The organism is Fischerella sp. (genome assembly GCF_013388695.1).
Lineage (GTDB): Bacteria > Cyanobacteriota > Cyanobacteriia > Cyanobacteriales > Nostocaceae > PCC9605.
The window spans coordinates 62666-87892 of record NZ_JACAEU010000135.1 but is presented as its reverse complement, the minus strand read 5'-3'; the positions used below and the strand labels follow the sequence as shown (position 1 = coordinate 87892).

13 protein-coding genes and 1 pseudogene are annotated in these 25227 nt (G+C 42.2%); 9 read left to right on the top strand and 5 right to left on the bottom strand.

Translation table 11 applies throughout. From position 1 onward, the window contains the following. Window positions 1-235: 235 nt before the first annotated feature. Both HXY43_RS18270 and HXY43_RS18265 read left to right on the top strand, forming a co-directional pair. A complete protein-coding gene (locus HXY43_RS18270; RefSeq protein WP_290885690.1) occupies window positions 236-1666 on the top strand; it encodes a pentapeptide repeat-containing protein in 1431 nt (476 codons plus the stop codon). A 506-nt stretch (window positions 1667-2172) separates the two neighbouring features. Next, the gene (locus tag HXY43_RS18265; protein ID WP_290885666.1) at window positions 2173-4212 is read left to right on the top strand and encodes a choice-of-anchor Q domain-containing protein; all 2040 of its coding nucleotides are present in this window, start codon (window positions 2173-2175) and stop codon (window positions 4210-4212) included. Between the two features lie 164 nt (window positions 4213-4376). On the opposite strand, the gene HXY43_RS18260 is transcribed toward HXY43_RS18265, so the two are convergent. Then, window positions 4377-5135: a thioesterase II family protein gene (locus tag HXY43_RS18260; protein WP_290885686.1), complete on the bottom strand. Its 759-nt coding sequence runs from the start codon at window positions 5133-5135 to the stop codon at window positions 4377-4379. 146 nt (window positions 5136-5281) lie between these two features. Between HXY43_RS18260 and HXY43_RS18255 the strand changes: the two genes are divergently transcribed. From HXY43_RS18255 to HXY43_RS18245, 3 genes are all read left to right on the top strand, one after another. Continuing rightward, window positions 5282-5404: a hypothetical protein gene (locus HXY43_RS18255; RefSeq protein ID WP_290885663.1), complete on the top strand. Its 123-nt coding sequence runs from the start codon at window positions 5282-5284 to the stop codon at window positions 5402-5404. A 354-nt stretch (window positions 5405-5758) separates the two neighbouring features. Then, a complete protein-coding gene (locus HXY43_RS18250; protein WP_026733384.1) occupies window positions 5759-6160 on the top strand; it encodes a phage holin family protein in 402 nt (133 codons plus the stop codon). Between the two features lie 181 nt (window positions 6161-6341). Further along, the gene (locus tag HXY43_RS18245; protein ID WP_290885659.1) at window positions 6342-6527 is read left to right on the top strand and encodes a YqaE/Pmp3 family membrane protein; all 186 of its coding nucleotides are present in this window, start codon (window positions 6342-6344) and stop codon (window positions 6525-6527) included. 215 nt (window positions 6528-6742) lie between these two features. On the opposite strand, the gene HXY43_RS18240 is transcribed toward HXY43_RS18245, so the two are convergent. Beyond that, the gene (locus tag HXY43_RS18240) at window positions 6743-7531 is read right to left on the bottom strand and encodes a histidine kinase (protein WP_290885656.1); all 789 of its coding nucleotides are present in this window, start codon (window positions 7529-7531) and stop codon (window positions 6743-6745) included. A gap of 230 nt (window positions 7532-7761) precedes the next feature. Here HXY43_RS18240 and HXY43_RS18235 point away from each other — a divergent pair. Further along, window positions 7762-7902: pseudogene (locus HXY43_RS18235) on the top strand (aldo/keto reductase); the annotation flags it as partial. Window positions 7903-8155: 253 nt separating this feature from the next. Here the strand turns inward: HXY43_RS18235 and HXY43_RS18230 are convergent. From HXY43_RS18230 to HXY43_RS18220, 3 genes are all read right to left on the bottom strand, one after another. Continuing rightward, the gene (locus HXY43_RS18230) at window positions 8156-11422 is read right to left on the bottom strand and encodes a DUF4082 domain-containing protein (protein ID WP_290885654.1); all 3267 of its coding nucleotides are present in this window, start codon (window positions 11420-11422) and stop codon (window positions 8156-8158) included. 244 nt (window positions 11423-11666) lie between these two features. Beyond that, window positions 11667-16286, bottom strand: a complete 4620-nt coding sequence (locus HXY43_RS18225) for a DUF4082 domain-containing protein (protein WP_290885651.1) — start codon at window positions 16284-16286, stop codon at window positions 11667-11669. 981 nt (window positions 16287-17267) lie between these two features. Continuing rightward, window positions 17268-19445, bottom strand: coding sequence for a polysaccharide biosynthesis tyrosine autokinase (locus HXY43_RS18220; protein WP_290885648.1), 2178 nt, complete (start codon window positions 19443-19445; stop codon window positions 17268-17270). 1421 nt (window positions 19446-20866) lie between these two features. On the opposite strand from HXY43_RS18220, the gene HXY43_RS18215 reads away from it, so the two are divergent. The 3 genes from HXY43_RS18215 (at window position 20867) to HXY43_RS18205 (ending at window position 25198) form a co-directional block, all read left to right on the top strand. Further along, window positions 20867-22177 carry a glycosyltransferase family 4 protein gene (locus HXY43_RS18215; protein ID WP_290885645.1) on the top strand — a complete coding sequence of 437 codons (1311 nt, stop codon included), beginning with the start codon at window positions 20867-20869 and terminating at the stop codon, window positions 22175-22177. An 876-nt stretch (window positions 22178-23053) separates the two neighbouring features. Continuing rightward, a complete protein-coding gene (locus HXY43_RS18210; protein ID WP_290885642.1) occupies window positions 23054-23896 on the top strand; it encodes an ABC transporter permease in 843 nt (280 codons plus the stop codon). Window positions 23897-23911: 15 nt separating this feature from the next. Further along, a complete protein-coding gene (locus tag HXY43_RS18205; protein WP_290885638.1) occupies window positions 23912-25198 on the top strand; it encodes a polysaccharide ABC transporter ATP-binding protein in 1287 nt (428 codons plus the stop codon). Window positions 25199-25227 lie beyond the last annotated feature (29 nt).

Sequence of the window (25227 nt, the reverse complement as noted above, 5' to 3'; positions counted from 1 at the left end):
TGGGAATAAATCAAACTATGTTACGAAACATAAACACGCTTGAAAGCTTTAACAATGACCAATGACAAAGGACAAATGACGATCTTAACTAGTTAGCTTTATTTGTGCTGACCTACTTATTCTTGATTGTGCCTTTTGATAGATATTGATATTTAGTGACAAATGGTATACTCTTTTTTCTCAATATTGTACGTAATAATTCTGTGTAGTGAGGATTACTATTGATATGTCTGAGATGTCTGGCAGGAAGACAGACGCATTAAAAAGTTGGTTGATAGCAATCACACTCCTGTTTAGTTTATCACCGACTATAATTTTCTTTGCTGTCTCAAAAGTTGAGGGATTGTCAAATGAACAAAAAGTTGTTAATAGAAATCAAGCATTAAATACAACAGCCACATTTTTTCTAGGATTGGCTGTTATGGTTAATGCTTTCTATGCAGCCAAGCGTACCGAAGCAATGCAAAAGAGTGCGATCGCTGCTGAAAAAAGCAATGAAATTGACATCAAAAAATTACAGCTAGCGCAAGAGCAGTTGATTGCAGAACGCTGGATGACAGCGGTAACTCAACTTGGGCATGAGGATGTAGCAACACGGACAGGGGCAATTTATGCCTTAGAAAAAGTAGCCCAGGATTCACCACAAGAATACTGGACAATTATGGAAATCCTCACTGCCTTTGTGCGAGAAAATGCTGGCATTAAGATAGATCGGGAAAACTCTGTTGAGGAACTCGCAAAAATAGCCAGAGTTTCCACAGATGTACAAGCGGCCCTGACAGTAATTGGCAGACGCAATCCGCAACAAGACCGAGAAAATCAAAAACTCGATCTACGCAATACAGATATCAGACGAGTAGACTTGACAAATGCCAATTTGCAACGTCTAGACTTGCGGGGAGCAAACTTGATTAAAGCAGACCTGCGGAAAGCTAACTTGTTTGAGACAGACCTCGAAGGTGCTAAACTTTGCGGCACAGTTCTTTATGAAGCCAATTTGCAATCATGCAATCTGCAAGAAGCCAACCTCTGTGGGGCAAATTTAAATAAAGCCAACCTCTGTGGGGCAAACTTGCGGTCTGCGAATTTATCTGGAACTAGTTTGCGTGCTGCCAATTTCTCAGGAGCAAACCTGTACAAGGCTAACTTGCAAGGAGCAAACCTAAAAGTAGCTAATCTCTCGAAAGCCAAGTTGTTTCTTGCCAACTTGCAAGGAGCAAAGCTTGGTAAAGCCAACTTACAACTGACAGGTTTAATCGGTGCAAATCTCAGCCAAGCTAACCTAAATGGAGCCAATTTGCAACAGGCAAACTTGAACGCTGCCAAACTGGAATATACAGAGGTATTTTTTGCTAATTTCTGTGAAGCCAGCCTTAGAGAAGCGGATCTTTCAGGAGCAAACCTGATGGGAACAAACTTGCAAAAAGCTATGTTCCATGAAGCTAATCTCTGCGGTGCAAATCTCATGGGAGCCGATCTGTTCGGAACAAATCTGTGTGATGTCAAGCTAGCAGGGGCAAACTTGACAGGAGCCAAAAATTTGCAATCACAGCAGATTAGGTTTGCAGTAGGCGATCGCACAACCGTTCTACCAGCCTATTTGGAAACTCCTGTACATTGGATGCGTTCCGAATATTCACATCAATCTGCTTCTGAAGCAGAATAAATAACTTTTGGGCAGCACAATCCCGATAACTACCTAAAGCTTTCTTAACGCAAAAATCAATTTTTCTAGCATATCACCTTTCCAGGGTGCTTCCCAAAATATAAACTTACGTAAATATTCAATGTAAAATTTTAAATTACTTCATAAATATCAGAACCTCGCACTCAAGACTTTATCTCTGATGCATCGATAAGACTAGCAGGCTGGCAAGGATGCCTATAAGCTCTTTTGGATCAGACTTTCAGTATTTTTATTTTTGAGATTTTTTTAAAAAGAGATGATGAGTATTGTGGAAGCGTTAGTTGAATTCCGAACAGATAAGGTAATAAAAAGTTAAATAAGCTGACGGATGGTTCCGGTTTTGTTAAAAAATATATGAAGAAGTAAACCAGGGTGCTATGAATCCCATCTTCTCGAAGGATTACTCGACCGCTTCCAAATCACACAACTAGTGATTCTGTCCAGAATATCGACCTGACAAAGTTGTCTCTAATGGAATTCAAAGCATGGCTATCATAGAAGTTACTACTGCCGCAGATAGTGGAGAAGGTTCTTTACGAGCAGCGATCGCATCTGCCGAAGCAGGAGATACCATCAAGTTTGCTTCCAACCTCTCCAACCAAACGATCAAACTCAGCAGTGGCGATCTGAAGATTATGAAGGATCTGACCATTGATGGAGCAGGGGCAACAAATTTAACGATTAGCGGAGAAAATGCCAGTCGAGTATTTGATGTAACCAGAAAAATCAAAGTTGCCTTCAAGAACCTAAACATCGCTAACGGTAAAACCACTGAAGCAGGCGGTGCTATTAATGTTGATTACGACACGAATATAACGATAGAAAACTGTCAATTTAAAAATAATAAGGCTGGTATAGGTGGAGCCGTCCGTCTTGGTTACAATGTCGAAGCCACAGTGCAAAACAGCAAATTTGATGGTAATGATGGTACCTTAGCAAAATCTAACTTCAGTGCTGGGGCGATCGCTACCAATGGCGGCGGTGAACTCACTATCAAAGGTAGCGAATTCACCAACAACAAAGGGGTGAATGGCGGGGCGGTTTATAAATTGATGGGTGATTTGAGCGTAGAAAACTCAAGTTTTCTTAACAACAGTTCAAAAGGCGGTCTCGGTGGCGGTGCCATCTTAATCGATGGAGCAAACCAGAGCGGGCCTAGTTCCACCGAGGGGGGTCAGATTAGCATCCGTGGTAGCCACTTTGAAGGAAATGAGACCGAAGGGGAAGGCGGTGCCATCATGTCCTGGGGTTACGGTTTAGACAAGATGCTTGTCGAAGACACCACTATAGTCGGCAACTCAGCAAAAACCGGTGAGATCAAGGGGCGAGGGGGTGCCCTGCGAGTTCACGGCGAACTGACACTTCGTAACGTCAGCATTGCCAACAATACTGCCGACAATCAAGGTGGAGGCTTGTGGTCTGACGGACAACAACCAGTCGAAATCAGCAACAGCACCTTTTCTGGAAATAAGGCGATTGGAGATGCAGGCGGGGCAATGATTCTGAACAGCCACGAAAACGCCCCTGTCAACATTGTCAATACCACCATTGTCAAAAACGATGCCGGACGGGCTTCTGGGGCAATTTGGTTCGGACATAAGAATAAGCCTGTAAAACTTACCAACTCAATTGTTGCTCACAATACGTCAGGTACTCGGTTACAACAGCAGGTTGTGTTTGAATTACAAGATGGTGGCGGTAACATTGAATGGTCAGATGACAAGATAGCCAATCAAGTAGTAGCGGGTAGTAAGAAGGTTGATCCTCTTGTTGGAGATTTACAAAACATTGACGGGCATCTAGTACATAAGCTCGCATCAAACAGCCCCGCCATCAATGTTGGTAAAAAAGGTACTGGTATACCAACTATAGACCAGCTGGGAGTAGAGCGAGATGGTACACCAGATGCTGGAGCATTCGAGGTGGCTTCTAGTAAACCTGCGGAGGTACTTTCCAGTAACAGTACTCAACCTAGCACATCTTCAGGACAGAATCAGTCCAACCCCAATTCAACCAGCACTGTCATGGGTACTTCGCTCATTAAGGGTGATGAACGTAATGACAACCTCAAAGGCAGTGAAAGCAACGAAAAATTAGTTGGTAACAATGGTGGCGATACTATCAATGGTAACGGAGGAAATGATGTCTTGCTTGGTGGCAATGACAATGATTTCTTAAGTGGTGGTACTGGTCAAGATATCCTAATTGGTGGCAATGGTAAGGATGTCCTGATTGGTGGAGCAGGCAAGGACAAGTTTTCTTACGAAAACTTTTCGCAAAGGGGTGATACCGTCTTCTATTTTGAACCAACAAAAGACGTAATTGACATTAGCAAAGTTTTAAATGGATCTACATCTTCCAACCGCAAATCTTTCCAGGAATACGTACAACTAAAGCAAGTCGGCTCTGACACGGTTGTTAGCGTTGACGTAGATGGTAGCCTCAACCGCAATAATTTTCAGGAGCTTTTGAAGCTGAAAAACTTTACAGCCAATAATTTGACTGAGAATAACTTCGTTTTATAGCAGTTTGATAAGGCGGCAGGAAAGGTTAAGAGGCCATTTAACCTTTTCCCTGCTTATACCTATTGTGATATGGGCAGGACAGATCGCACAGGACGGGCGAGACGCCCATCCCACAAGAAAATCATCATGCACCAAATTAGTCCGATCGCGCTAGTACAATGCGTTTAAGTCTTGTTAAGAATCTTTCGGGAAATAGTTTCCAGTAGTAGTGACTGAGATGAATGTAAAAAGAAGTGGTCTCCTGGCAACATATGCAATGAGAAAGAAGCACTGGTTTGTTCCTGCCATGCTTGGATGTTCTCACAGCTGACTTCTTGGTCTTGCAAACCGCCAAAAGCAGTGATAGGACAATCTAGCGGCGGTTTTTGGGTATAAACGTAAGTTTCTAAGACTGCAAAATCTGCCCGGAGAATGGGAAGAAATAATTGCATGAGTTCGTCGTTTTCCAACAATGCTTGTGGAGTACCGTTCAGACGACGCAACTCTTCAATGAATTTAGCTTCTGGTAAAGCGTGAATTGGTGGCTTTTGGTCAGCAATTTGAGGAGCCCTGCGACCAGATACAAACAGATGATTTGGGATCAAATCATACTGTTTGCGGAGTAGACAAGCTAATTCAAAACTAATGAGTCCACCCATGCTGTGACCGAAGAAAGCAAATGGTCTGTCTAAGTTTGATTTGAGAACGCTAGCCAATTCTTCGACTAGAGGCTCTAATCGATTAAACGGAGACAATTTTATCTGCATTCCTCTTCCAGGAAGTTCGATCGCACAAACTTCAACTGTTCCAGGGAGATTGTCTGACCAACGACGAAAGATATTAGAGCTTCCACCAGCGTAGGGAAAACAAAATAACCGTATTTTGGCATTAGGATTGGGTTTGGGACAAATCACCCAAGAGTTGAAATTTGAAGTATTTGGCATTAAAGGCTCCGTGCTGTTTGGCAATGCGATATTGTCTGTTGCTGTCATCAAAAACTTGTTAGCAGCAGAGGAGGTAAAGAGCTTTAAAATACAAAACTCCTCATTCGCACATCTTTAAATTTATCTAATTGCACAAAAATATAAAAATGAAACGCCGACACGCTATTCACAATGCTGCGATCGCTACAGTCACTACTGCCACCCTAACACCCTGTACCAGAGCTAGTACATCTGGTGGGCTAAAAACCGGACTGCCAAATGTCCGGTGATGAATGGCAACAAGCTAGCCCAAGTCTTTGAGTGCTGTTAAATTTCTTTAAAGATGGAGAGCGAGTTTAGACCATACATGCTTTCTTACACAAAAGAAGTTTTTTCATAAAAAGTTAATATTATTGTAATAAAACTTAGAGCGAAAAATATCCACCAAACTAAATAGTGATTAGGTTTTCAAAAATTAATTACCAATTGCCTAATAAGAGTTTTTACTTTTGACTCATGCCTTGCAGAACTAACCTAATGGCATAAACTAAATCTACCTTGGTAGAGAGGTTAAAGACTAATACATAGTTGAGGATGGTATTTAGAACTTTAGAAACTCTATTTCTGCTTTTTAGGTGAAAACAATGACGGGAAACTTGTTAGCTGCCTTAATCACAGCTTTAAGCTTGTTAATTGTTGATTTAGTTGTTCCTGGTGTTGATATTGCTAATTTTCCAGCAGCTTTAATTGCTGCGCTAGCTATTGGCTTAGTCAACGGTTCTGTGAAGCCAGTTCTATCCGCCCTATCCTTACCACTTAACTTCTTATCCTTTGGAGCATTTTCACTCATTGTTAACGGCATTTGTTTCTCGCTCGCAGCATTTTTAGTTCCTGGATTCAGCGTTCATGGAGTTTTAGCTTTTCTTCTCGGTCCTGTAGTTCTGTCTTTGTCTAGTACTTTCATCAACAATTACTTCGCTGAAAGAAATCTGGCTTTGAAAAGCAGTGAAGAAACAAAATCTAAAGCTGAATTACCCTCCAGCTAACTATCAGTATTCAGCAGAACAGACGCGAGCGATCGCGTCTACAAAAGCAGCAAATCAAGATGATAGTTGGAAGAAAAATACCAAAGTAAAATAATTCCTAGGATGGAGTTAGTAGTTCGGTTAATTTCCGAAAATAAAAAACAGAAAGAAACAAATTAGAAAAAATAGCAGCAGAAATACCATGAAATTACTTCGTTATCTCCTCGCTTTCTTGTTACCTCCTATTGGCGTTTTCATGGCATATGGAGTAAGTACAACTTTGTTTATTAATATTTTACTTACTCTTCTCGGTTGGCTTCCCGGCGCTATTCATGGTGTTTGGGCAATTGCCAAATACGAAGAAAGACTTAACAGAGAGGTATATTAAGCCTGTGGTGAAGCCTTGATTTAGTCTCTTCATAAATCTTGAGTTTATCCCTTCTCTCTCCTAATTAAGGAAGAGAAGGGATAATTAATTGTTAAAATTCCTCGTCCCTTGTGGGCGAGGAATTTGGTAATGGGTAATCGGTAAAGTGACTAGTACGTCAAAAAAATTCAGGGTGGACATTATCCACCCTATACTTAATAGCTAGTTAACACTTTTTATTTAACAGCTTTATCACTTGGTTCTTTTTCTTTTAGCCAGTCAGCAACAGATAACAATAAATCCCTCAATACTTGTCGTAGCTGATACTCTTTTCTCGCTATGGACGTACCTGCTTCACCAAGTTTTTCTTCTACTTGAGAGTGTTTTTGTTGTACCTGTGCAACAACTTCTTCAGCCTGGGGTCGAGCTTGCTGCAACCAGTTTTTAGCCTGGTCTAGATAATCTTTAACCTCTTCAGAACGTCCACCATAGCGTGCAGCTAAATTAGCTCGAACAATTGCCAGTTGTGCTTGTAATTGAGCGTAGCGTTTCTTTAATAAAGCTACTTCTTCACTATTTTGGATTGCATTGATGGCAGAATCGATGGCGGTTTTTGTTTCAGTAGGTTTTTCGCTACCACTCTCTTGAATCTCTGCTAAAATTCCATCAACTTCTTGTTGAATTTTATTTTCTTCTTCATCCAATTTTGCTTGTAGCTGTTTAACTTCTGCCTGAGTTTTAGCAATGGATTCATGGCGTTTACTATTAACAGCTTCCAATGCTCCTTCAATTGATGCCGTCACTTCTTCTTTAAATTCGCCACCTTTTGCTTGCAAGTTCTCAACTACAGTAGAGATGGCATCTCTAACAATAGTCCGAAGTTCGCCGGAGCCTTCTTTAAATTCAGAAACAACCTGAGAAACTGCGGATTTGACAATTTCGCGAATTCGCTCTGCTCTTAATTGCCCAGTTTCTTTTGCTTGTTGGAGGTCAGTTTTAATTCGTTCTTTGATATTGTTAGACATCTTTTAGATAGGTTTGGATTTAACTAATTTGGATAGAAATTCATAGGAGCACTATGCCACACTGATATTGTGGCGTAGGCTTTTCTGAAGCAGTACTTCCTTTAGATAGAAAATCACCAACTCAAAAACAGCTTACTTCCAAAGGTATAGATCCATAGAAACTAAAATACTTACATCTATACTTCTAACAGCAGTCTCAAGTAGCACAATGAAAACCACTATAAAATTCATCGGAACACATTGCAGACAACACCAGAGTATTTCAATTCTCTCTTGATACAGAGGATCTAAACAATATAGATGCTATATCTAGCAAATCACGAGATTTGTATCAGTTGATCGGTGACTGTGGTGACGAGTATCGCAGATAGACAATTCCAAAAAATCAAAGCACGTCTGTACTGGTGATTGGTGATTGGGTACTGGGTGTTGGGATTTTTAATTCCTAATCCCCAGTTCCTAGTCCTGTGTGTATCTGTGGTCGATTTCCAAAACATGATTTTTGCCTGCCGTTTTAATTCACATCAGGCGTAAAACCTAAAAAATACTGGAGTTGAAATTCAACTCCAGTATTTAGTAAATATGTTCAACCTCTACTCGGTTGTAATCTACTGAATTTATGTTTTACGGTGTTGTACTAAACACAACATCCACCCAGTAGTTACTCGAAGCATAAGAGGAAGTGGGAAAAGCAGGGTTGGCGCTATAATTATAAACACCGTTGCCACCGCTTGCGCCATCAGCTAATGCATGTAGTGGCGGTTTATCTACAGCAGAGGTAAAGTAATTCTCGGTTACGGAGTACTTGCCGACATCGGTGTGATAAGACGCTACGTAGACAGTATTGGCATTAATAGCAACCGGTTGAGCAAAATTGGCTTGTTGCCAGCCAGAAGCTGTCTCGCTGGTAAAGGTTACTTGAGCTAACTGCTGACCACTACTATTCCACAGTGTTCCGACATGGGTATTTGTATTTTGCGGACTCTTGTAGAACCTGATGCCTTTGATATAGCCGTTGACATCCGAGCGGAACTTGACACCTAATTCGACTGGCGAGTTGTCTGGGTCTGTGATAATGGCGGGTGTGGCACTATTATCCCAGATACTAATTAATGATGTGGCGCTTGTAGTAAATGACCAACTGTTATTCTGGGCTAGAGCATTTCCTGCTAGGTCTTTCACCCCGTTTGTGCCGCCTTTAACAGTGGCAGTGTAAGTGGTGGAAGTTGCTAATGGACTGCTGGGTGTGAGCGTGGCTGTACTGCTAGCAGCATCATAGGTGACAGTAGCGGTTACTAGGTTATTACTCCCGTCGCGCAACTCAAAAGTACTTGTGTTAATTGTAGCGGCATCCATTGCCTCGTTAAAGGTGGCTTTGACAGTTGTACTCGTACTGACGTTTGTTGCACCACTAGTCGGAGTTGTCGAAGCCACCGTTGGTGGAGTTGTATCGGGAGCAACATTAGTGTCAAATACTACATCTACCCAGTAGTTAGATGAATTGTAGGTAGAAGTTGGGAAGGCAGGGTTGGCATTATAGGTATAGACGCCATTGCCGCCACTCTCACCATTTCGCAACGCATACAGTGGGTAGCTATTGGTGCCAGAGTTAGCGAAGTACTGTTCGTCGATGGAATAGCGCCCCACATTTGTGTGATAAGAGACCACGTAGACAGTGTTAGCAGTAATTGCTACTGGGTTAGTAAAGTTAACCTGCTGCCAACCAGAAGCTGTCTCGTTGGTGAAGGTTGCCCTTGCTAATTGCTGTCCACTGCTACTCCACAGAGTACCAACGTGCGTACCTGTATTTTGGGTACTTTTGTAGAAGCGGATACCAGTAATATAGCCATTGATTTGGGAGCGGAATTTAACCCCCAGTTCCACCGCGTCAGTTGAGGGGTCTGCGAGTACCTTCGGCGTGGCGCTATTATCCCAAATACTACTGCATGGGTTGTTAGTATTACAGCGATCGCCAACTGTGACAGTAACTCCGGCTCCTGGTGTTTCGAGATTAGCGCTATCGTCAGCAGCACGACTTTTGATTGTTACTGTTCCGGCCGTTGAGGGTGTCCAAGTGTAGCTCCAGTTAGCACGACCATTCGCCGGATGCCACGTCGTTCCACCGTCAACAGATACCTCAACACCACCGACTACACCGCCACCAAAATCGCTTGCCGTACCAGTTATTGTAATCGGGGTTCCAGTCTGTACATTTGCGTTAGCAGTAGGTGAGGTAATAGTCGAGGTGGGAGCTTGGACATCACCGGAGGCAAGGGCTTGTACCAGACCAGATTGGAGGGTAGCAGGCTGTACGCCCATGTCTGCAAACAGGTTGACGGTTGCCTGTTGCATCCGCACATCTGGTGTTGTGGTAGTGCGATCGTGATTGCCATCCAAACCCCAAGGCCACTGCACTGTCCCAGCACCAAACACCAGCGCTTTAATATTAGGGTTATCAGGATTAATGTACTTGTACAGCATCAGGTTGTGAATGGCTGTACCAGACCCAAAAGTTGATCCGTAGTCCACAAGAACGGGGGCATTATTAACAGTGGTCGTTGACATCCGAATCGAACCAGCAGGTCGAAAGCCGTTGTCAATGTCTTCGTCCCACTCATAACCCAAAGTGCCATTGGTGAGTGTGGCAGTTTGATTTGGTGAAAGGTTAGCGATACTGGTATTGCGCCACAAGCGCATTTTGCCGTCTGCTGCTGGCACTTGAATGGCTGTAGTTGCCCCATCGTTGACTGTAAAAAGTGTACCAGTCAGGGCGTTCTCTGGACGACCACCATCAGCTGGCGGGCTAAAGCGGGGGTCTCGCCAGGTGCCAGTCCAAATCCCTGGAGCGGGATCGATTTTTGCATTGGAATGGGTTTCCTTGTAACAGACTAGTGTACGATAGGCGGTATTCGACCCATCAATACTGTTTTCCCAGCGGGTCTTCCAGTAGACCTCGTTGCCGCTGAAGAATGCTAAGTTAACGCCTGCTTTCCGCGCGTCTTCAACTTTCAGGCGCTGTTGGTTAGACCAATACTCATCGTGACCAACTGATAGGAAAATCTTGTGGTTTTTGATCAAGTCGCCACGGCGATCGCTATCTACACCAGTAAAGTAGCTGACATTGTAACCGTTAGCTTCTAGCCAACGCACCATCGGGTACTCGGCGTTAAATAGCCAATCCTGACCGTTATCAACAGAACGAGTGTTGAATGGGCGGTTGTAGCTGACTTTGTAGGCATTCCCTTTAGGACCCGGCCCACCAGTGTAGAGGCTTTTGCCACCGTAGCTGTTATACGCTTGCCAAGTAGTATCTGAGGTCTGAAAGAGGATATCACTAGGAGAAGCACTGTTGTCGTCTTCTCGAACAATGAAAACAATATGACTGGCTCCGCTTGCTCCAGCCGTAAGCACTGCCTTAGCAAAGTAAATTCCTGACGTGGCGTTTGTTGGAATAGCCCACGATGCAGACACTGCCCAGTTACCGCAATCAATTAGTCCAGTTGATGAGTTACTCAAACAGTTAGGCTGGGTTTGGGGTAATCCTACGGAAGGTAGAACAGTTGCTACTTTGCGGGCACCATTGCCGTTATAGTAGCCCATGCGGTAAATGTCGAGGCGGTAGCCAGTGGCGTTGGTGCTAGTTTTGATCTTGAAGTTAACTGTATCGCCCGGCTTATAGCTGATATCAGTGGCAAAACCCTGGATGTTGGAACTGCCAGCGCCGGTGACATCCCACTCTGATTGAGGATTGCCTGGTAGGGAGTTCTCGATGGTAATTGGGTTATCTGCGGCAAGAACTTTCTGTGTTCCCAGTTTAAAATTCCCGTTCAGGTTGATCGCCAACAGTGCCGTCAATATTATTAGTGCGATCGCACGAATGAGCTTTTTCATGCAGCCTCCTTCGCAGACCAAAGGCAGGCAGCAGATAATGGAATTTCACTACGTGTCTTGCTTGCGATAGAGAAATTGATTTTCTCTTCTACCTTATGAATCTGCCAATTTAAATTTGTTAAGCAATTAAGAATCAAAAGTTTTTTCATCTGAATGACTCTACAAATAAATCTCTAGTTAGAAACGTTCTTAGTAAGTGATACATACTTACTAAGAACTAACATCCAATCAATTCAGTTAACTACTAGTTAGTTGTGTCAAAAACAACATCAACCCAATAGTTGGTCGAATTGTAAGTGGAATTTGGGAAAGCAGGGCTAGCGCCATAGTTATACACGCCGTTAGGTCCACTTTCACCATCACTCAATGCACGTAGTGGTAGATTATCAACACCAGAGGCGGCAAAATATCCCTCATTTGTCGAGTAATAGCCACTTGTCGTGTGGTAAGACGCTACGTAGACTGTGTTGGCAGTAATTGCCACAGGACTAGAAAAAGTAACCTCCTGCCAACCAGAAGCCGTTTCGTTGGAAAACGTTGCTTGTGCTAGGTTGATACCTGTGTTACTCCACAGAACACCGACATGCGTACCAGTATTTTGTGGCCCTTTGTAGAAACGAATGCCCTTGATGTAACCATTGATATTTGAGCGGAACTTCACACCCAAAGTTACTGCTGAGGGATCGTTGTCTGTAAGTAACGCAGGAGTTGCCGAGCTGTTCCAGATGGTACATCTTCCTTGAGGACAAGTTCCTCCTCCACTTGCTGTGGTGAACGACCAAGTGTAGTTCGCAGCCAGAGCATTACCTGCTTGATCTTTCACTCCACTTGTACCGCCTTTGACAGTGGCAGTATAAACTGTGGAATTTGCAAGTGGACTGCTAGGTGTCAGGGTTGCAGTGAAGGTTGTAGAGTTATAAGTGACTGTTGCAGGCACCAAGGTATTGCTTGCATCACGCAATTCAAAGGTAGTTGTGCTAATTGTTCCTGCATTCATTGCCTCACTGAAGGTGGACTGAACAGTTGTATTTGCGCTAACGCCTGTCGCACCGCCAATGGGAGTTGTGGTAGTCACTGTTGGCGGAGTCGTATCTGGCCCTGTATTAGTGCTAAATACTACATCTACCCAGTAATTACTTGCTTGATAGGTATCAGTTGGGAAGCCACTAGTGCCATATTTATAGACACCATTGCCACCACTTGAATTACTGCTTAAAGCAGTCAATGGATCATTATTAAAGTTGGCAGTAAAGTAATTATCATTGACAGCGTATCTACCAATACTTGTGTGGTAAGAAGCTATGTAGGTGGTGTTAGCAGTGATTGCCACTGGGTTAGAAAAGTTGACTTGTTGCCAACCGGAAGTACTCAAGTTGTTACTAGTTGCTGTGCCTAAATTCTGCCCACTGGTGTTCCACAGGTTGACAATATAGTTTCCTGTGTTGGTATTACCCTTATAGAAGCGAATACCAGTTATATAGCCGTTGATATTAGAGCGGAATTTCACACCCAATTCTACGGCATTGGGATCGTTGATTGATGGAGTTGCCGGAGTGGAAGTACCCCAAATTGTACACGGCGCACTATTAGGACAAATTGACCCTGCTGTTGTGAAAGACCAAGTAACATTTGCTGCTAAGGCATTACCAGCTAGGTCTTTGATCCGGGGATCGGTTGATCCGCCTTTAAGCGTTGCAGTATATACAGTGTTAGTTGCTAAAGCAACGTTTGGTGTTAATACCGCAGTACGGGTTGCCTCGTTATAGGTATAGGTAGCAGCTACCAATGCATTTGCTGAATCACGCAATTCAAAGGTATTGCTGTTGATAGTTGCTGGATCTATAGCTTCGTTGAAGACAACTGTGACGCTTGTTCCGACACTGACGTTTGTTGTTCCGTTGTCTGGAGATTTTGAACTTACCTGTGGAGGTGTCGTATCCGGTGCGTATGTAGCAACATAGGAACCTCCATCACCAGGGAAGAAGGCATACTCAACACCTTTAATTGCCGATATTGTATAGGTAACTGAGTTACCATTACGTGTAAGAGTGGTGAGATTTCCGTAGGCAGACTTGGTAGGCAACATTGCCTGTAAGCCGTTTGTACCTGTGCCTTTAGTAATGGAGAAGCTTAAGGTATTGTTAATTGTGCTCCATGACAGGGAACTAAAGTAGGAATTGTCACGACCATCTAGCCAAGTTAATAATTGCCGGGCAGAGATCACCGGTACACCACGGGTTTTGGCTGAGGTGACAACCGCATCGGACACTGATGAGGGATTGAAGTCCGTATGGGCGTTAACGTTGAAAATGCCATAATATCCTTCTGATCCAAGTGCGCGATTCAGGAGGGTATCAATGTTATAGGGGTATGACTGTCCCGATTCATCAGTCAGTTGTGTTGCTGACTTAAAAACATCAAGGACTGTTCCATCCAGTTTTGCCAGCCGCATTGTCATGCCACTGCCAGTAAAGAACCCTGGACGGTCTTGAACCCAGTCTGGTGGCCAGTAGTAGTAGGTCGTGTCGAGTCTGATCCCCTTACTAAGTTCTACTTCTGGTGTACTAGACCAATCACTCCACACTAGACAGTGATGCCGTTGGGTTTTTGGAGCTTCGATGTTGGTGTACTTACTAGTAAAGCTGTTCAGTTGGTTTGTGTAACTGGTATTAAGTGGGTTATTTGCGCCATAATCCGCACAGCCAGTATCTACGTGTAAAGCAACTTCAAAGCCGCGATCAACATTTACGTATTGATTTGCTTGGGTATTAGTTAGGGGTGAGTTGGGATAGATATATGAAGTACCCCGAATACATTCCCAATCATCTACTGAACAACCAGCTGGACTTTGAGCTTTAAATTGGTCAAATCGACCCGCAGTACCTCCATTGGCATGGTCATCACCGCTCATGAGTACAACCGCCTTTTTACCATGCGGGAAATACCAGAAGCGGGGTAGCGGTTTCTTCGCCAAGTTCATTTCCAGAATCAGGTTTGCCAGCAGGCGCTGTTGCTCGTCAGCCTGGGGAATCGCAACCTTGTTGAGGTCTACCCAATCAGTTTGAGGGTCACCACTCTTATTACCGAAGAACTGATCGTCAGACCGAATAGGTGAAAATCCGTCTCGTTCTTGCCCTGCCCAAGCGGGATTACCTTGACGTGTGTAGACGATGGAACTGGCTAAGTCGTAGGTAAAGGCAGCTGCTTTACCACCACTGCTGCCAACACTACGTAGGGTAACGGCAGGATTAGTAGTTGTAGTTGTCGCATTTGTGTACAGCGTAGCAATACTCGCAGCGCCATTCAGGTTGTAGCGATCTGCTGTGCCGTGGAACTGGATAGTCTGATTGACAATACCTTTGCCAGGAGCTTGTGAGGTATTTACCAGCAAATAGCCATTGGAGAGAGTACTTCCTGCATCTGTTAATCCCAGCAAACTAGCAAGCTGCTTGTCAGGGTGCATGGCGATGAGATTACCACCATTGTTCACCCAGTTAGTGAACATTGTCACCTGTCCTGAAGTCAGTGTCATGTCAGCCAGGATGACTAGATCGTAGTTAGCAAGAGTTGTTGAGGTAACTGAGGAAATATCGCTGACGCTGAATTCGTTGAGTCCTTCAGTTCGCAGAATTTCAGCGTAGTAATCTCCAAATTTATTGGAGCTATTAGTTACAATTAGGATTGGCCCATTCGGTGCTGGTGGAATAGCTGCGATCAGTGTGTTGTCAGCAGGACTAACAGTGGCTTCTTTAACCGAACTATTAGGTTTCTGCTCGATTTTGAGGGTTTTTTGCAAGCTCGGTTCTGTGGTGGTTTGAGGTAGAGGGGATACTAGGTTGGATAACTGGATGCTTTGCATCTGTTGACTTTTGCCTGTGTCCCACTGACTAAGATTACCACCTGCATCTGCACTTGCTAGGGAAGTTGGTTGCACCGGATTAAAAGCAAGTGCAGTGATGGGCTGTCCGCTGCCTTTGAGAGTTGTGCGTAGTTTACCCTTGCCTTCCAGCACATCCCATATATAAATCGCTCCTTCGTCACCTCCAGCAGCCAAGGTTGTTCCATCTGAACTGAAAGCGATCGCCTTAACTGGTTTATTTGGTCCTTTTAGAATTTGGCGCTGGGTACCTTCTCCCGGATTCCAAAATCGGACGGTGCCGTCATCACTCGCAGTGGCTAGAGTCTTGCCATCCCGACTGAAGGCAATCCTATTGACTGAAGCGGCGTGTCCTCGCAAAGTCTGGAGCAGTCTTCCAGTTTTCGGATCCCACAAAAGAATCCTCTTGTCTCCGCCTCCAGTTGCTAAGATACTGCCATCCGGGCTGAAGGCTACTCCATTGACAAAGCCCTTTTGCCCTTCGAGGATACGAAGGAGTTTACCAGATTGCAAATCCCACACATTGGTACGAGTATCTTCGCCTCCAGTTGCTACGAGAGTCCCATCCGGACTCAAGGCGACTGCCTTAGTTGGGTTTTCGTGCCCTGTGAGAACCTGGATTTGTTTCCCGGTAGCTACATCCCAGAGTCGGGCGACGCTATCCCTGGCAACGCTAGCTAAGATGTTGCCTTTTGGGTTGAAGGCGAGGTCGGTAACAGGCAAACTTGCTGCCTTTTGAGTTCCATCTGTCGCCACTGCCGACAAAGTTGTTCTCAGTGTCCCAACTGCTGAGTCTAACAGTGCCACTTGATTATCACTGGTTCCACCTACTAAAAGTTTTCCATCAGGGCTGAATGCCAGTGCTCCTACCTCGGTAGAACTTTTGGATACAATTTGAGCCGAAGTGTAAGTTGTAGCTTGACCTAGGAAGAATACTATTAGCAAGCTACAACAGAATAAAGATATGTATTTTAAAAATCGCCTCATGGTTTCATATCCTTCCAGCCTTTTATTGCTCTGGTTTGAGTAAAAAATCTCGCCATGATTGAATGTTCTGGATGTGGACTAGTTACAAAATTTTCAAAAACAAACATCAGTAAGGGTAGCAACCTATTGCAAAGCATTAGACTTTTTTGCAGAAGTGGGAAAAAGGGGAAATTGAGGTGCATACAAAGTTACATGCAAACGTCCTCAGTACCGCTTCGCGTCTCAGTGGGAGTGCGTTGTTAAAGAGAAATTGGTAGATGCGTGTACGCGCTAAGCGCGTTTTTATGAGAGAGTTGCCCTTTCCATAGAGTTCAGATATAGTAGCGACTTCTCGACCCAATCAGGGTTTTAGTTAGGGTGCAGCGACTTTTTGTGGGAGTTCAAAATTAGGGAGGTTCCCTCTGTTACAGCAACTGTTCCACTCTTGCAAACAGCATTAATAAGTAAGTGTTCAAGGAATGAAAGCATCCTTTTTCCTTTACTCTTAAGCCTTTTGCCTCCTCTTGTAAAATCTCCTTTTGCAAGAGGTCTATTGCTTTACCTTTGTTGAGGTCATCTGAACTTTTTGGGTAGAAATAGGCAAATAAATATGCAAATTGTTTTTAATGCCTAAAATGTCAACCACCATTGCTTTGTGCTGGTTTACGTTACATATCCTTAACTTCTTGCTACTTACCTACTAATTAACTTTTTACTTTAGCCGAGTCTCTAGGAAATTATAAAATCAAACTAGTCAAAATTACTTAAAGTTTTTTTGAAAATGCTATTAAGTTAGTAATATTTTTTCACAGGCACAATTACTAAACAATTTGGTAACAATTTTTTACACTGATTGGTAACTCTTAGTTGGTAGTCAGTTATAGTGCTGACTATAAATTCAACTATGCTGACAATTATATAAACCTTGGGTTAATAAATATGAGATTGATTAGAATCAATACATCATTATGTATCTGAGCTAATGTTCCCCAACAAACAAATTTAATAGTCAAAATTACGGCCAAAGTTCTGCTTGTGAGCATTGCCAACAATACCTAAGACGTTTATGCGAGACATTTTCAGGCTATCTAAAGCTCGCTTCAGCACTGAAGAGTCTGTTTTGTCCATCCTTACTACTAGCAAAATGCCATTTGTGTGAGGTGTCAGTAGACTAGCATCAGCCAGTCCTAGCAAGGGGGGAGCATCATAGATTACCAGGTCAAAGTTATTATGGAAATCTTCCATCAATCGCTTCATTTTTTCTGAAGAGAGTAACTTTGCCGGATCGGGTGGTAAAGGACCAGCAGTCAGTATAGAAAGTTGGTTCATAAAAGGTGCCGATCGGATCGCCTCTGTCATGGGTAAGTTTGTAGAAATTAAATTACTCAATCCCCAGAAGTTACTCAAATCTGATAGTTTGTGGATTACCGGTTGGCGCAAATTGGCATCTACAAGTAGTACTCGTTGCCCCATTGCACAGGCTATTTCTGCTAAGTGGAATGCAACTGTAGATTTACCGTCTCCTGACATAGCTGAACTAATCACTATAGAACGAATAGGGCGATCGCTACTGAGCAATTGGATATTTGTATAAAGTACACGTAAAGCTTCTAAAAACTTGACGCTATAGCTGCTGCCAAATTCGCGATTGCTCACTGCAACCGAACCAGGAAAACTCTTAGCTAGTAAATCTGGTATTCCCCCTATGGAAATTCTTGGTATGGAAATACGATGTTGACTGCCTTGAAGATGCTTTTCAAATGGTATTGTCCCTAACAAAGGTTCTTTAATCTTTTTCTTTAAGACCTGGATGCTATGATAGGTGTTGTCAATTTTTTCCACTAGCAAGGCAATACCAACCCCCAAAACTAAACTCACAACAAACCCTGTGATTAAATTACGTTGAACATTTGGAGAAACAGGGGTTGTGGGTTGAACGGGCGCTTGAATGAGCTGCCAGGGAAGTTCACTCTGCGCTACTTGAATTTGTAGAGTTTCACGGGTTTCAAGAAAACGATTCAAGCTCTCAGTCGCAATCTGTAATTTCCGCTGTATTTCTGTGTATTGACGTGTTAACACTGGCACTTGGTTGCGCTTGATTTCGAGAGTCTGTTCTGCTCTGCCAAGCTCTTGACTCTGGACTTCTAAAGTTTGAACTTGAGTTGCTGCCTCTGCAAGTTTTATATCCATAAAGCGTTGTGCTTCTTGGCGTAGCAACGGCAACAAGCTTTCCCGCTTCTCCTGCAATGATTGAACTGTTGGGTTTTCCTCTTGTAAACGAGTCAACTCTGTAGCTATTTGAACATCCAATTGGCGTAACTGACCAAGCAACTGCTGATATAGAGTTGCATTATTCAGCGCTGCCAGTTCTCCTTGTTTTCCCTGCAAGCTGGCTAAATTATTGCGGGCTATAGCCAACTGCTGATCGATTTGTTGTCTTTGCTCAGACAAGGCAGTGGCTTGACTAACTATTTGCTGCGCTTGAGAATCTGGCTCGACAAAGTCGTATTTCTGCCGGAAAAATTGCAGTTCTTTTTGGAGATTGTCAACTCGCCTTTGCATAATTAGCAGTTGTCCTTCAACAAACTGCAAACCTTGACGCAAGCTAGTTTGACGCTGTTCAAGGCTATATCTTAAGTAAGCCTTGGCAATTTGATCTAGTACTGCTTTGATGTGCGTGGGATCGCTATTGCGATAGCGAACTTCAATAATCTTGGTTTCACCTAGACGAGAAATAGTTAGAGAATTTATCAGAGAGTCATAACTGACATCTGGATAGGAGGCTTGTAATCGCCTGGTAATGTTTGTCATCAGTTCAGGACTCTTAAGAACCTGTATTTGACTTTCGTAATCCAGACTGGGATTAGACGAACTTGAATCTTTACCAGAGTCCAGTCCTGGCAATTTGTTTTCATGGTTGAGAGGTTCGACTAATAACCGAAAACTGCTTTCATATACAGGTTCCTGCTTTAAGGTCGAGTAGACCACATTGGCCATTGCAACAGTGACTACTCCAACAAGCACTAGCGCTCGCCGCCTGATAATACCTAGAAAATCTCCTAGACTCCAATCATCTCCTTGCACTTCTGACAAGGGAAAAGGTTGAGGATGAATAAACTGATGCGGTAAAAAGCTCCGATCTTGGTCAGAACTGGAAGGTTGATAAGAATGATTATCCATAAATTTCTAAAAATTTCGGGAACCACCCAGGCAGAATTCTATATAACGCTTTGATGCAATTGGGATATCAATATAAACGCAATCATTGGCAAAACACCAGCTACGGTAGAAATTATTCTATGCTTGTTAGCCACTTATAATGGATAGCTACTTTGGCCAGAACAATAATAATTACATCATATTTATTGCCGAAGTATATCATTTGTTTCTATACTCATGCGTTAAATTGCTCAAGCTTAACAACTGAACTTAGTACAGTTTACTGAAAAAAACAAATATTTATTTTTGCTAAGTTTTGGCTGTCTCTGACGATAAATTTTAACTGAAGCTATTACAAATCAAATCCTCTTTTATGACTTTTGCTACGACTGCTATTTTGTCTACAACCTTGCAACAGAAAAAAACCTTGATAGCGAACATCAGACCTGCACAATTACATCAGTAGTTTTGATTCGCCCAGAGTGATAAAAGAGGACTAAAATACATAATTTTATGTATCAAGCTATTACGCATCTCTTTGCTTGCTCTCTATGTTATCAACTAGTAAGTACCAATACTTGGCTTGCTTTTATAGTAAAAAAAATAACATATTTGCTAATAACATAATATAGTATAAGTAATAAATAACACTTTATATATAAGTTGGATATCTATATCATCTAATAGCTTAGCTTCATTTATTGAGATTTATTTTTTGTTTTTAAGTATTAATTTTAACTAAGCATAAATTAGTAGTAAAAATGATAAGTACTAGGAGAGATTTTAATATAAAAATTAATTTTAAACATGCTAATATACACATGCGGATAGATGTCATAACAAAAAAACATCAAAATAATGATGTGGGATAATGTAAAATGTAAAACAATACAAATGTTCTCTAAAGCTTTAAGGAGAAAGAAATGAAGTTGGCAGCCACTTCAGTGATATCTGCTGTCAGGAGATGAAAAATTAAATCGAGGAGAATAATAGTGTTTGTAATATCTAAAAAAGCTTTATCCTATCTTCACAATTTTTCTTTTCGATTTGCCACAAATACTTTTTTTAGTAAAAGCTGTTTTTTTAATAGTGAAATTATGTCAGCGATAGTTAATTTTTTAAAGATTCATTGAAGCATATTTAAAATGCTTGTATTTTTGTGCCAATTAGATTAATTTACATTTTAAAAGTCACATCACATATTGCAACCTACGCGAAAATACTTGTATACAACATTTTGTCAAAGAGATTCTTGTTTTGTCTCTTTCTATATTTCGTGAATCTATCTGAAGACCCAATTCAAGACTATTCACTATTGCTAAGTATTGCCTATATGTACTAGTTGAGTAAATTGATTAGCGAAGGTAATTTTTGCTTACCAATTAATTGGTATCTTGAACAGCAACAACGGCGTCTGGAAAAAATTGTACAGGATAGAGCCGATGACACTCAGCAAATGGATTAATCAAAAGTTATTTCTATCTAGCTCTACTCATTTAGAAGCTAAAAGTAAGCAGTTGGTAGAAACTAAAAAGACCGTAAAATTGTCTGTAATTACTCAGTTTTTTCCTCCAGATTACGCTGCTACGGGACAGCTGATCGAAGAACTGGTGAGACAACTAGGACAGGAAGGGGTAGATATTGAAGTTTTCACAAGTCAGCCAGGATATGCATTTAAATCTTCCAATGCTCCAGCAATTGAAAAATTGGGTCGAGTGCGAGTGCAGCGATCGCGTACTGCCCAACTTTGGCCGGGACGAATTCGTGGCAAGGCAGTAAATGGAGTTCTGTTTACCTTGCGTGCTGCACTTCATCTGCTCAGAAACGGCCGTCGCTACAATATCTTGTTACTGACTACAGCACCACCATTTTTACCAATCTTGGGATATCTGGCTTATGCTTTGTTCCGGCTTCCTTATGTCTGCATACTCTATGACCTTTATCCAGATATTGCGATCGCCCTCAATGTGATACCGACAGACCATTGGCTAGCAAGATTTTGGCGGAGGCTGAACCGGTTAGTTTGGCAAAAAGCCAGAGCGATCGTAGTTCTCAGTCCTGCTATGAAACTGCGAGTAATTGCTACTTGCCCGCAGGTAGCGGACAAAGTTTTTGTAATTCATAGTTGGGGAGATCCTGATTTGATTGTACCCATTGCCAAGCAAGAAAACTGGTTTGCTTGGAAGCATAACTTAGTTAAAAAATTTACCGTACTCTACTCCGGTAACATGGGTCGCTGTCATGATATGGATACCATTTTGGAAGCAGCGAAACTACTACAAGATGAGCCAATTCAATTTGTGTTTGTCGGTGGTGGAGCAAAACGCGAGGAGTTAATTAAGGAGGTAAATCGACTAGAACTAAAAAATTTCGTATTTTTGCCTTATCAGGATAAAGAAGTACTACCCTATTCCTTAACAGCTGGCGATCTGTCTTTAGTCAGTGTTGATGCAGGTATGGAGAGTTTGGTTGCTCCTAGTAAGCTTTACCCAGTTTTAGCAGCCGCAAGACCAGTGGCAGTAATTTGTTCGCAGTATTCATACCTAAGACAAATGATTACAGATGCTAATTGTGGTGACACATTTGAAAATGGAGATAGTCATAGTTTGGCTGAGTTTATTCGCTTACTCAGTCAAGATAAAGAACTAGCAAAGCGGATGGGTAGGGCTGGTCGTCAGTACATGCGAGCAAATTTCACACCTCAGATTATATCTCAACAATATCTTGAGGTTCTGCAAAAGAGCATTTACTAGATGACTGGAATCAAAAGTAGAGAATACATAAAACTAGGAGGTATTTTCTATTTCAAATCGCAGACTTAACAAATGGGCAAATACTTTAGTTCAAACGTAAGTAGAGATAACAAAAAAATTGTTAGTTAATCTTTTTATTTTAGTGTTTGAACTGTATATCTTTTGAAGAAATACTCAAAAGACATGTAAATATTTGTTAATTTTGTAAAGGATTAAAGATTATGTAAACTGAACGTAAAAAGCTTAGAAGTAAAACAAACATCATTTAATATTAAACAATGTTAGTCTTGCATTCAAGACTTTTCATTGCTGACGTACATCAAGTTAGTTATCAATATTTGATTGCATTTAATCAAAATAATGATGGAATAAATTGAGTTGTTATGATATATAATATTCGATGGAATTAAACAAAAATCAGTTATCCCAAAATATAGATAATTGGTTAATAGAAATCTTAAAAACTTAATAAAGATTGAATATATATCTTGTTGATAATTAACTAGATTATCAACTTTCCAAAACTAAAAAATCAGATTTCTATCTTATAGATTCTGTTTTGAATTAGGAGCTGGGCTTCGATGGTCTTTTGATCTCAGTCCCTCCAACGTAACCTTCTAACTGATGTAGGAGGTCGAATTGTAGAGAAAGTGCGACTAAAATCAGAAACGCTCAAAACGAAGGACAACATACTATCTAATACATGGATGCTATTTTTGATAGTTCCAGTCAGAAATATCTCGGTTGACAGGGCTTGCTGACTGTAACAGCATCAAGGATTCTCAATTTGATAGGATAAAGTCGCTACAACAGACTTCTCTGTGCGATGCACTGCCTCCCCACCAACTATCAACAATCAACAAATGACAGCTATTTATGAGTAATCAAGAGATTGTCTCCCACCAGGAGCTGGTGATTGAGGCAGGACATAGCGAGCGCCAGTATTGGCGAGACCTTTGGCGCTATCGGGAACTGTTTTATTTTTTAGCTTGGCGAGATATTCTAGTGCGCTACAAGCAAACTGCAATTGGTATTGCCTGGGCACTGATTAGACCATTTTTAACAATGGTAGTGTTCACAGTGGTATTCGGAAATATAGCCAAGTTGCCTTCAGGAGGTGTACCGTATCCAATTTTGGTATTTGCAGCCATGTTGCCTTGGCAGTTTTTCGCTAATTCCCTGAGTGAGTGCAGTAATAGTTTGATTACCAATGCCAACTTGATTTCTAAAGTTTACTTTCCCAGATTGGTTGTACCCACTAGTGCAGTCATTGTCAGCTTTGTGGACTTCATGATTTCTGGCATGATTCTGTTGGGGTTAATGGCATGGTACAACTTTGTACCAAGTTGGCGAATTTTGACGCTACCAGTGTTCATCTTAATTGCGTTTGCAGCAGCTATAGGTGCTGGGCTTTGGTTTGCAGCGCTAAATGTTGAATATCGGGATTTTCGTTACGTTGTGCCATTTATTGTGCAGTTTGGCTTGTATATATCCCCTGTCGGCTTTAGTAGCAGTATTGTGCCACCGCAGTGGCGTTTGCTTTATTCTTTGAACCCAATGGTAAGTGTTATCGATGGTTTTCGCTGGGCAATTTTAGGCGGAGAGTCAAAACTTGACTTGCCTGGATTTACCTTATCGCTAGGAATAGTTACCTTCTTACTGGTAACTGGCATCTGGTACTTCCGCAAAATGGAACGGACGTTTGCTGACGTAATTTAGGAAGGATCTGTGCAGATGTCTGAGACTATCATTCGGGTAGAGAATCTAGGCAAAAAATATATCATCGCTCACCAGCAGGAGAATACAACCCGTTATCAGTACAAGGCCTTACGAGATGTAATAGCGAATGGAACGAAATCGCTCACTAAAAACTTATTCAAACCTGCCGGCAAAATCATGCCCAACCCAACCCGGGAAGAATTTTGGGCATTAAAAGATGTTTCTTTTGAGATTAAGCAGGGCGAAGCCATTGGTGTGATTGGACGCAATGGTGCAGGTAAATCGACACTTTTAAAAGTTTTAAGCCGCATCACCGAACCGACGAAAGGACGTATCGCTATCAAAGGACGGGTGGCAAGTCTACTAGAGGTGGGAACGGGATTTCACCCAGAACTGACGGGGCGAGAAAACATTTACCTCAACGGTTCCATTCTGGGGATGAGCAAGGCCGAGATTAAGAAGAAATTTGATGAAATTGTTGCCTTTGCGGAAGTAGAGAAGTTTTTAGACACCCCCGTCAAGCGCTATTCTTCTGGAATGTATGTACGTCTTGCCTTTTCTGTCGCCGCTCACCTAGAGCCAGAGATTTTGATTGTAGATGAAGTACTAGCAGTAGGCGACTCCGCATTTCAAAAGAAATGCTTGGGAAAAATGGGGGATGTCGCAACCAAAGAAGGACGGACAGTCTTGTTCGTTAGCCATAGCATGCAAGCAATAGCTCAACTCACAAAGCGTTGCATACTGCTTTCTAAAGGTAATGTTCAGTTTGATGGCAATACTGACAAAGCAGTGCGGTTATATCTTGCTGGGCAAAAAGATGATTCCGAGCAAGCTGCTTATTACCAAGCTGCTGTAAACAAAACAGGCAACCACGTGCTTTGGGCACGTGTGCATACTTCCGAAGGACAAGGAATCCATTGCTGGGGTGAACCGATTACTTTTGAGTTTGCCCTACACGTGACTAAACCCCATGAAAGCCTGTGGTTCTCTTTTCAAGTAATAAGTGAGTTTCAACAACCTATTTGTATTTTCTGGTTTTACGATCCCCAAGCTCCGTTTCGCCGAGAGCCAGGGACATTTATTCTTCGATGTGAGATCCCAAAATTTAGGCTCTACATGGGTTCATACACCTTAACAACATGGTTTTCCGAGCGTCGCAGCAGTACTTTGTTAGAAAACCTCAAGGATATTTGCCCTTTTGAAGTCTCCATGCACAGTATTGAACGAGAAGAGTATCAATGGCAACGTGATGAATGTACGTATCTAGAAGATGCTGTTTGGAAAACAGTGGAGAAATATTAATTTCAACTTAAGTGAAAAAGGGAGATAAA

Excerpts from the sequence above, each read along its gene's own strand:
- HXY43_RS18270 (WP_290885690.1), top strand. The coding sequence starts at position 236 with ATGTCTGGCAGGAAGACAGACGCATTAAAAAGTTGGTTGATAGCAATC.
- HXY43_RS18265 (WP_290885666.1), top strand. The coding sequence starts at position 2,173 with ATGGCTATCATAGAAGTTACTACTGCCGCAGATAGTGGAGAAGGTTCT.
- HXY43_RS18260 (WP_290885686.1), bottom strand. The coding sequence starts at position 5,135 with ATGCCAAATACTTCAAATTTCAACTCTTGGGTGATTTGTCCCAAACCC.
- HXY43_RS18255 (WP_290885663.1), top strand. The coding sequence starts at position 5,282 with ATGAAACGCCGACACGCTATTCACAATGCTGCGATCGCTACAGTCACT.
- HXY43_RS18250 (WP_026733384.1), top strand. The coding sequence starts at position 5,759 with ATGACGGGAAACTTGTTAGCTGCCTTAATCACAGCTTTAAGCTTGTTA.
- HXY43_RS18245 (WP_290885659.1), top strand. The coding sequence starts at position 6,342 with ATGAAATTACTTCGTTATCTCCTCGCTTTCTTGTTACCTCCTATTGGC.
- HXY43_RS18240 (WP_290885656.1), bottom strand. The coding sequence starts at position 7,531 with ATGTCTAACAATATCAAAGAACGAATTAAAACTGACCTCCAACAAGCA.
- HXY43_RS18230 (WP_290885654.1), bottom strand. The coding sequence starts at position 11,422 with ATGAAAAAGCTCATTCGTGCGATCGCACTAATAATATTGACGGCACTG.
- HXY43_RS18225 (WP_290885651.1), bottom strand. The coding sequence starts at position 16,286 with ATGAGGCGATTTTTAAAATACATATCTTTATTCTGTTGTAGCTTGCTA.
- HXY43_RS18220 (WP_290885648.1), bottom strand. The coding sequence starts at position 19,445 with ATGGATAATCATTCTTATCAACCTTCCAGTTCTGACCAAGATCGGAGC.
- HXY43_RS18215 (WP_290885645.1), top strand. The coding sequence starts at position 20,867 with ATGACACTCAGCAAATGGATTAATCAAAAGTTATTTCTATCTAGCTCT.
- HXY43_RS18210 (WP_290885642.1), top strand. The coding sequence starts at position 23,054 with ATGAGTAATCAAGAGATTGTCTCCCACCAGGAGCTGGTGATTGAGGCA.
- HXY43_RS18205 (WP_290885638.1), top strand. The coding sequence starts at position 23,912 with ATGTCTGAGACTATCATTCGGGTAGAGAATCTAGGCAAAAAATATATC.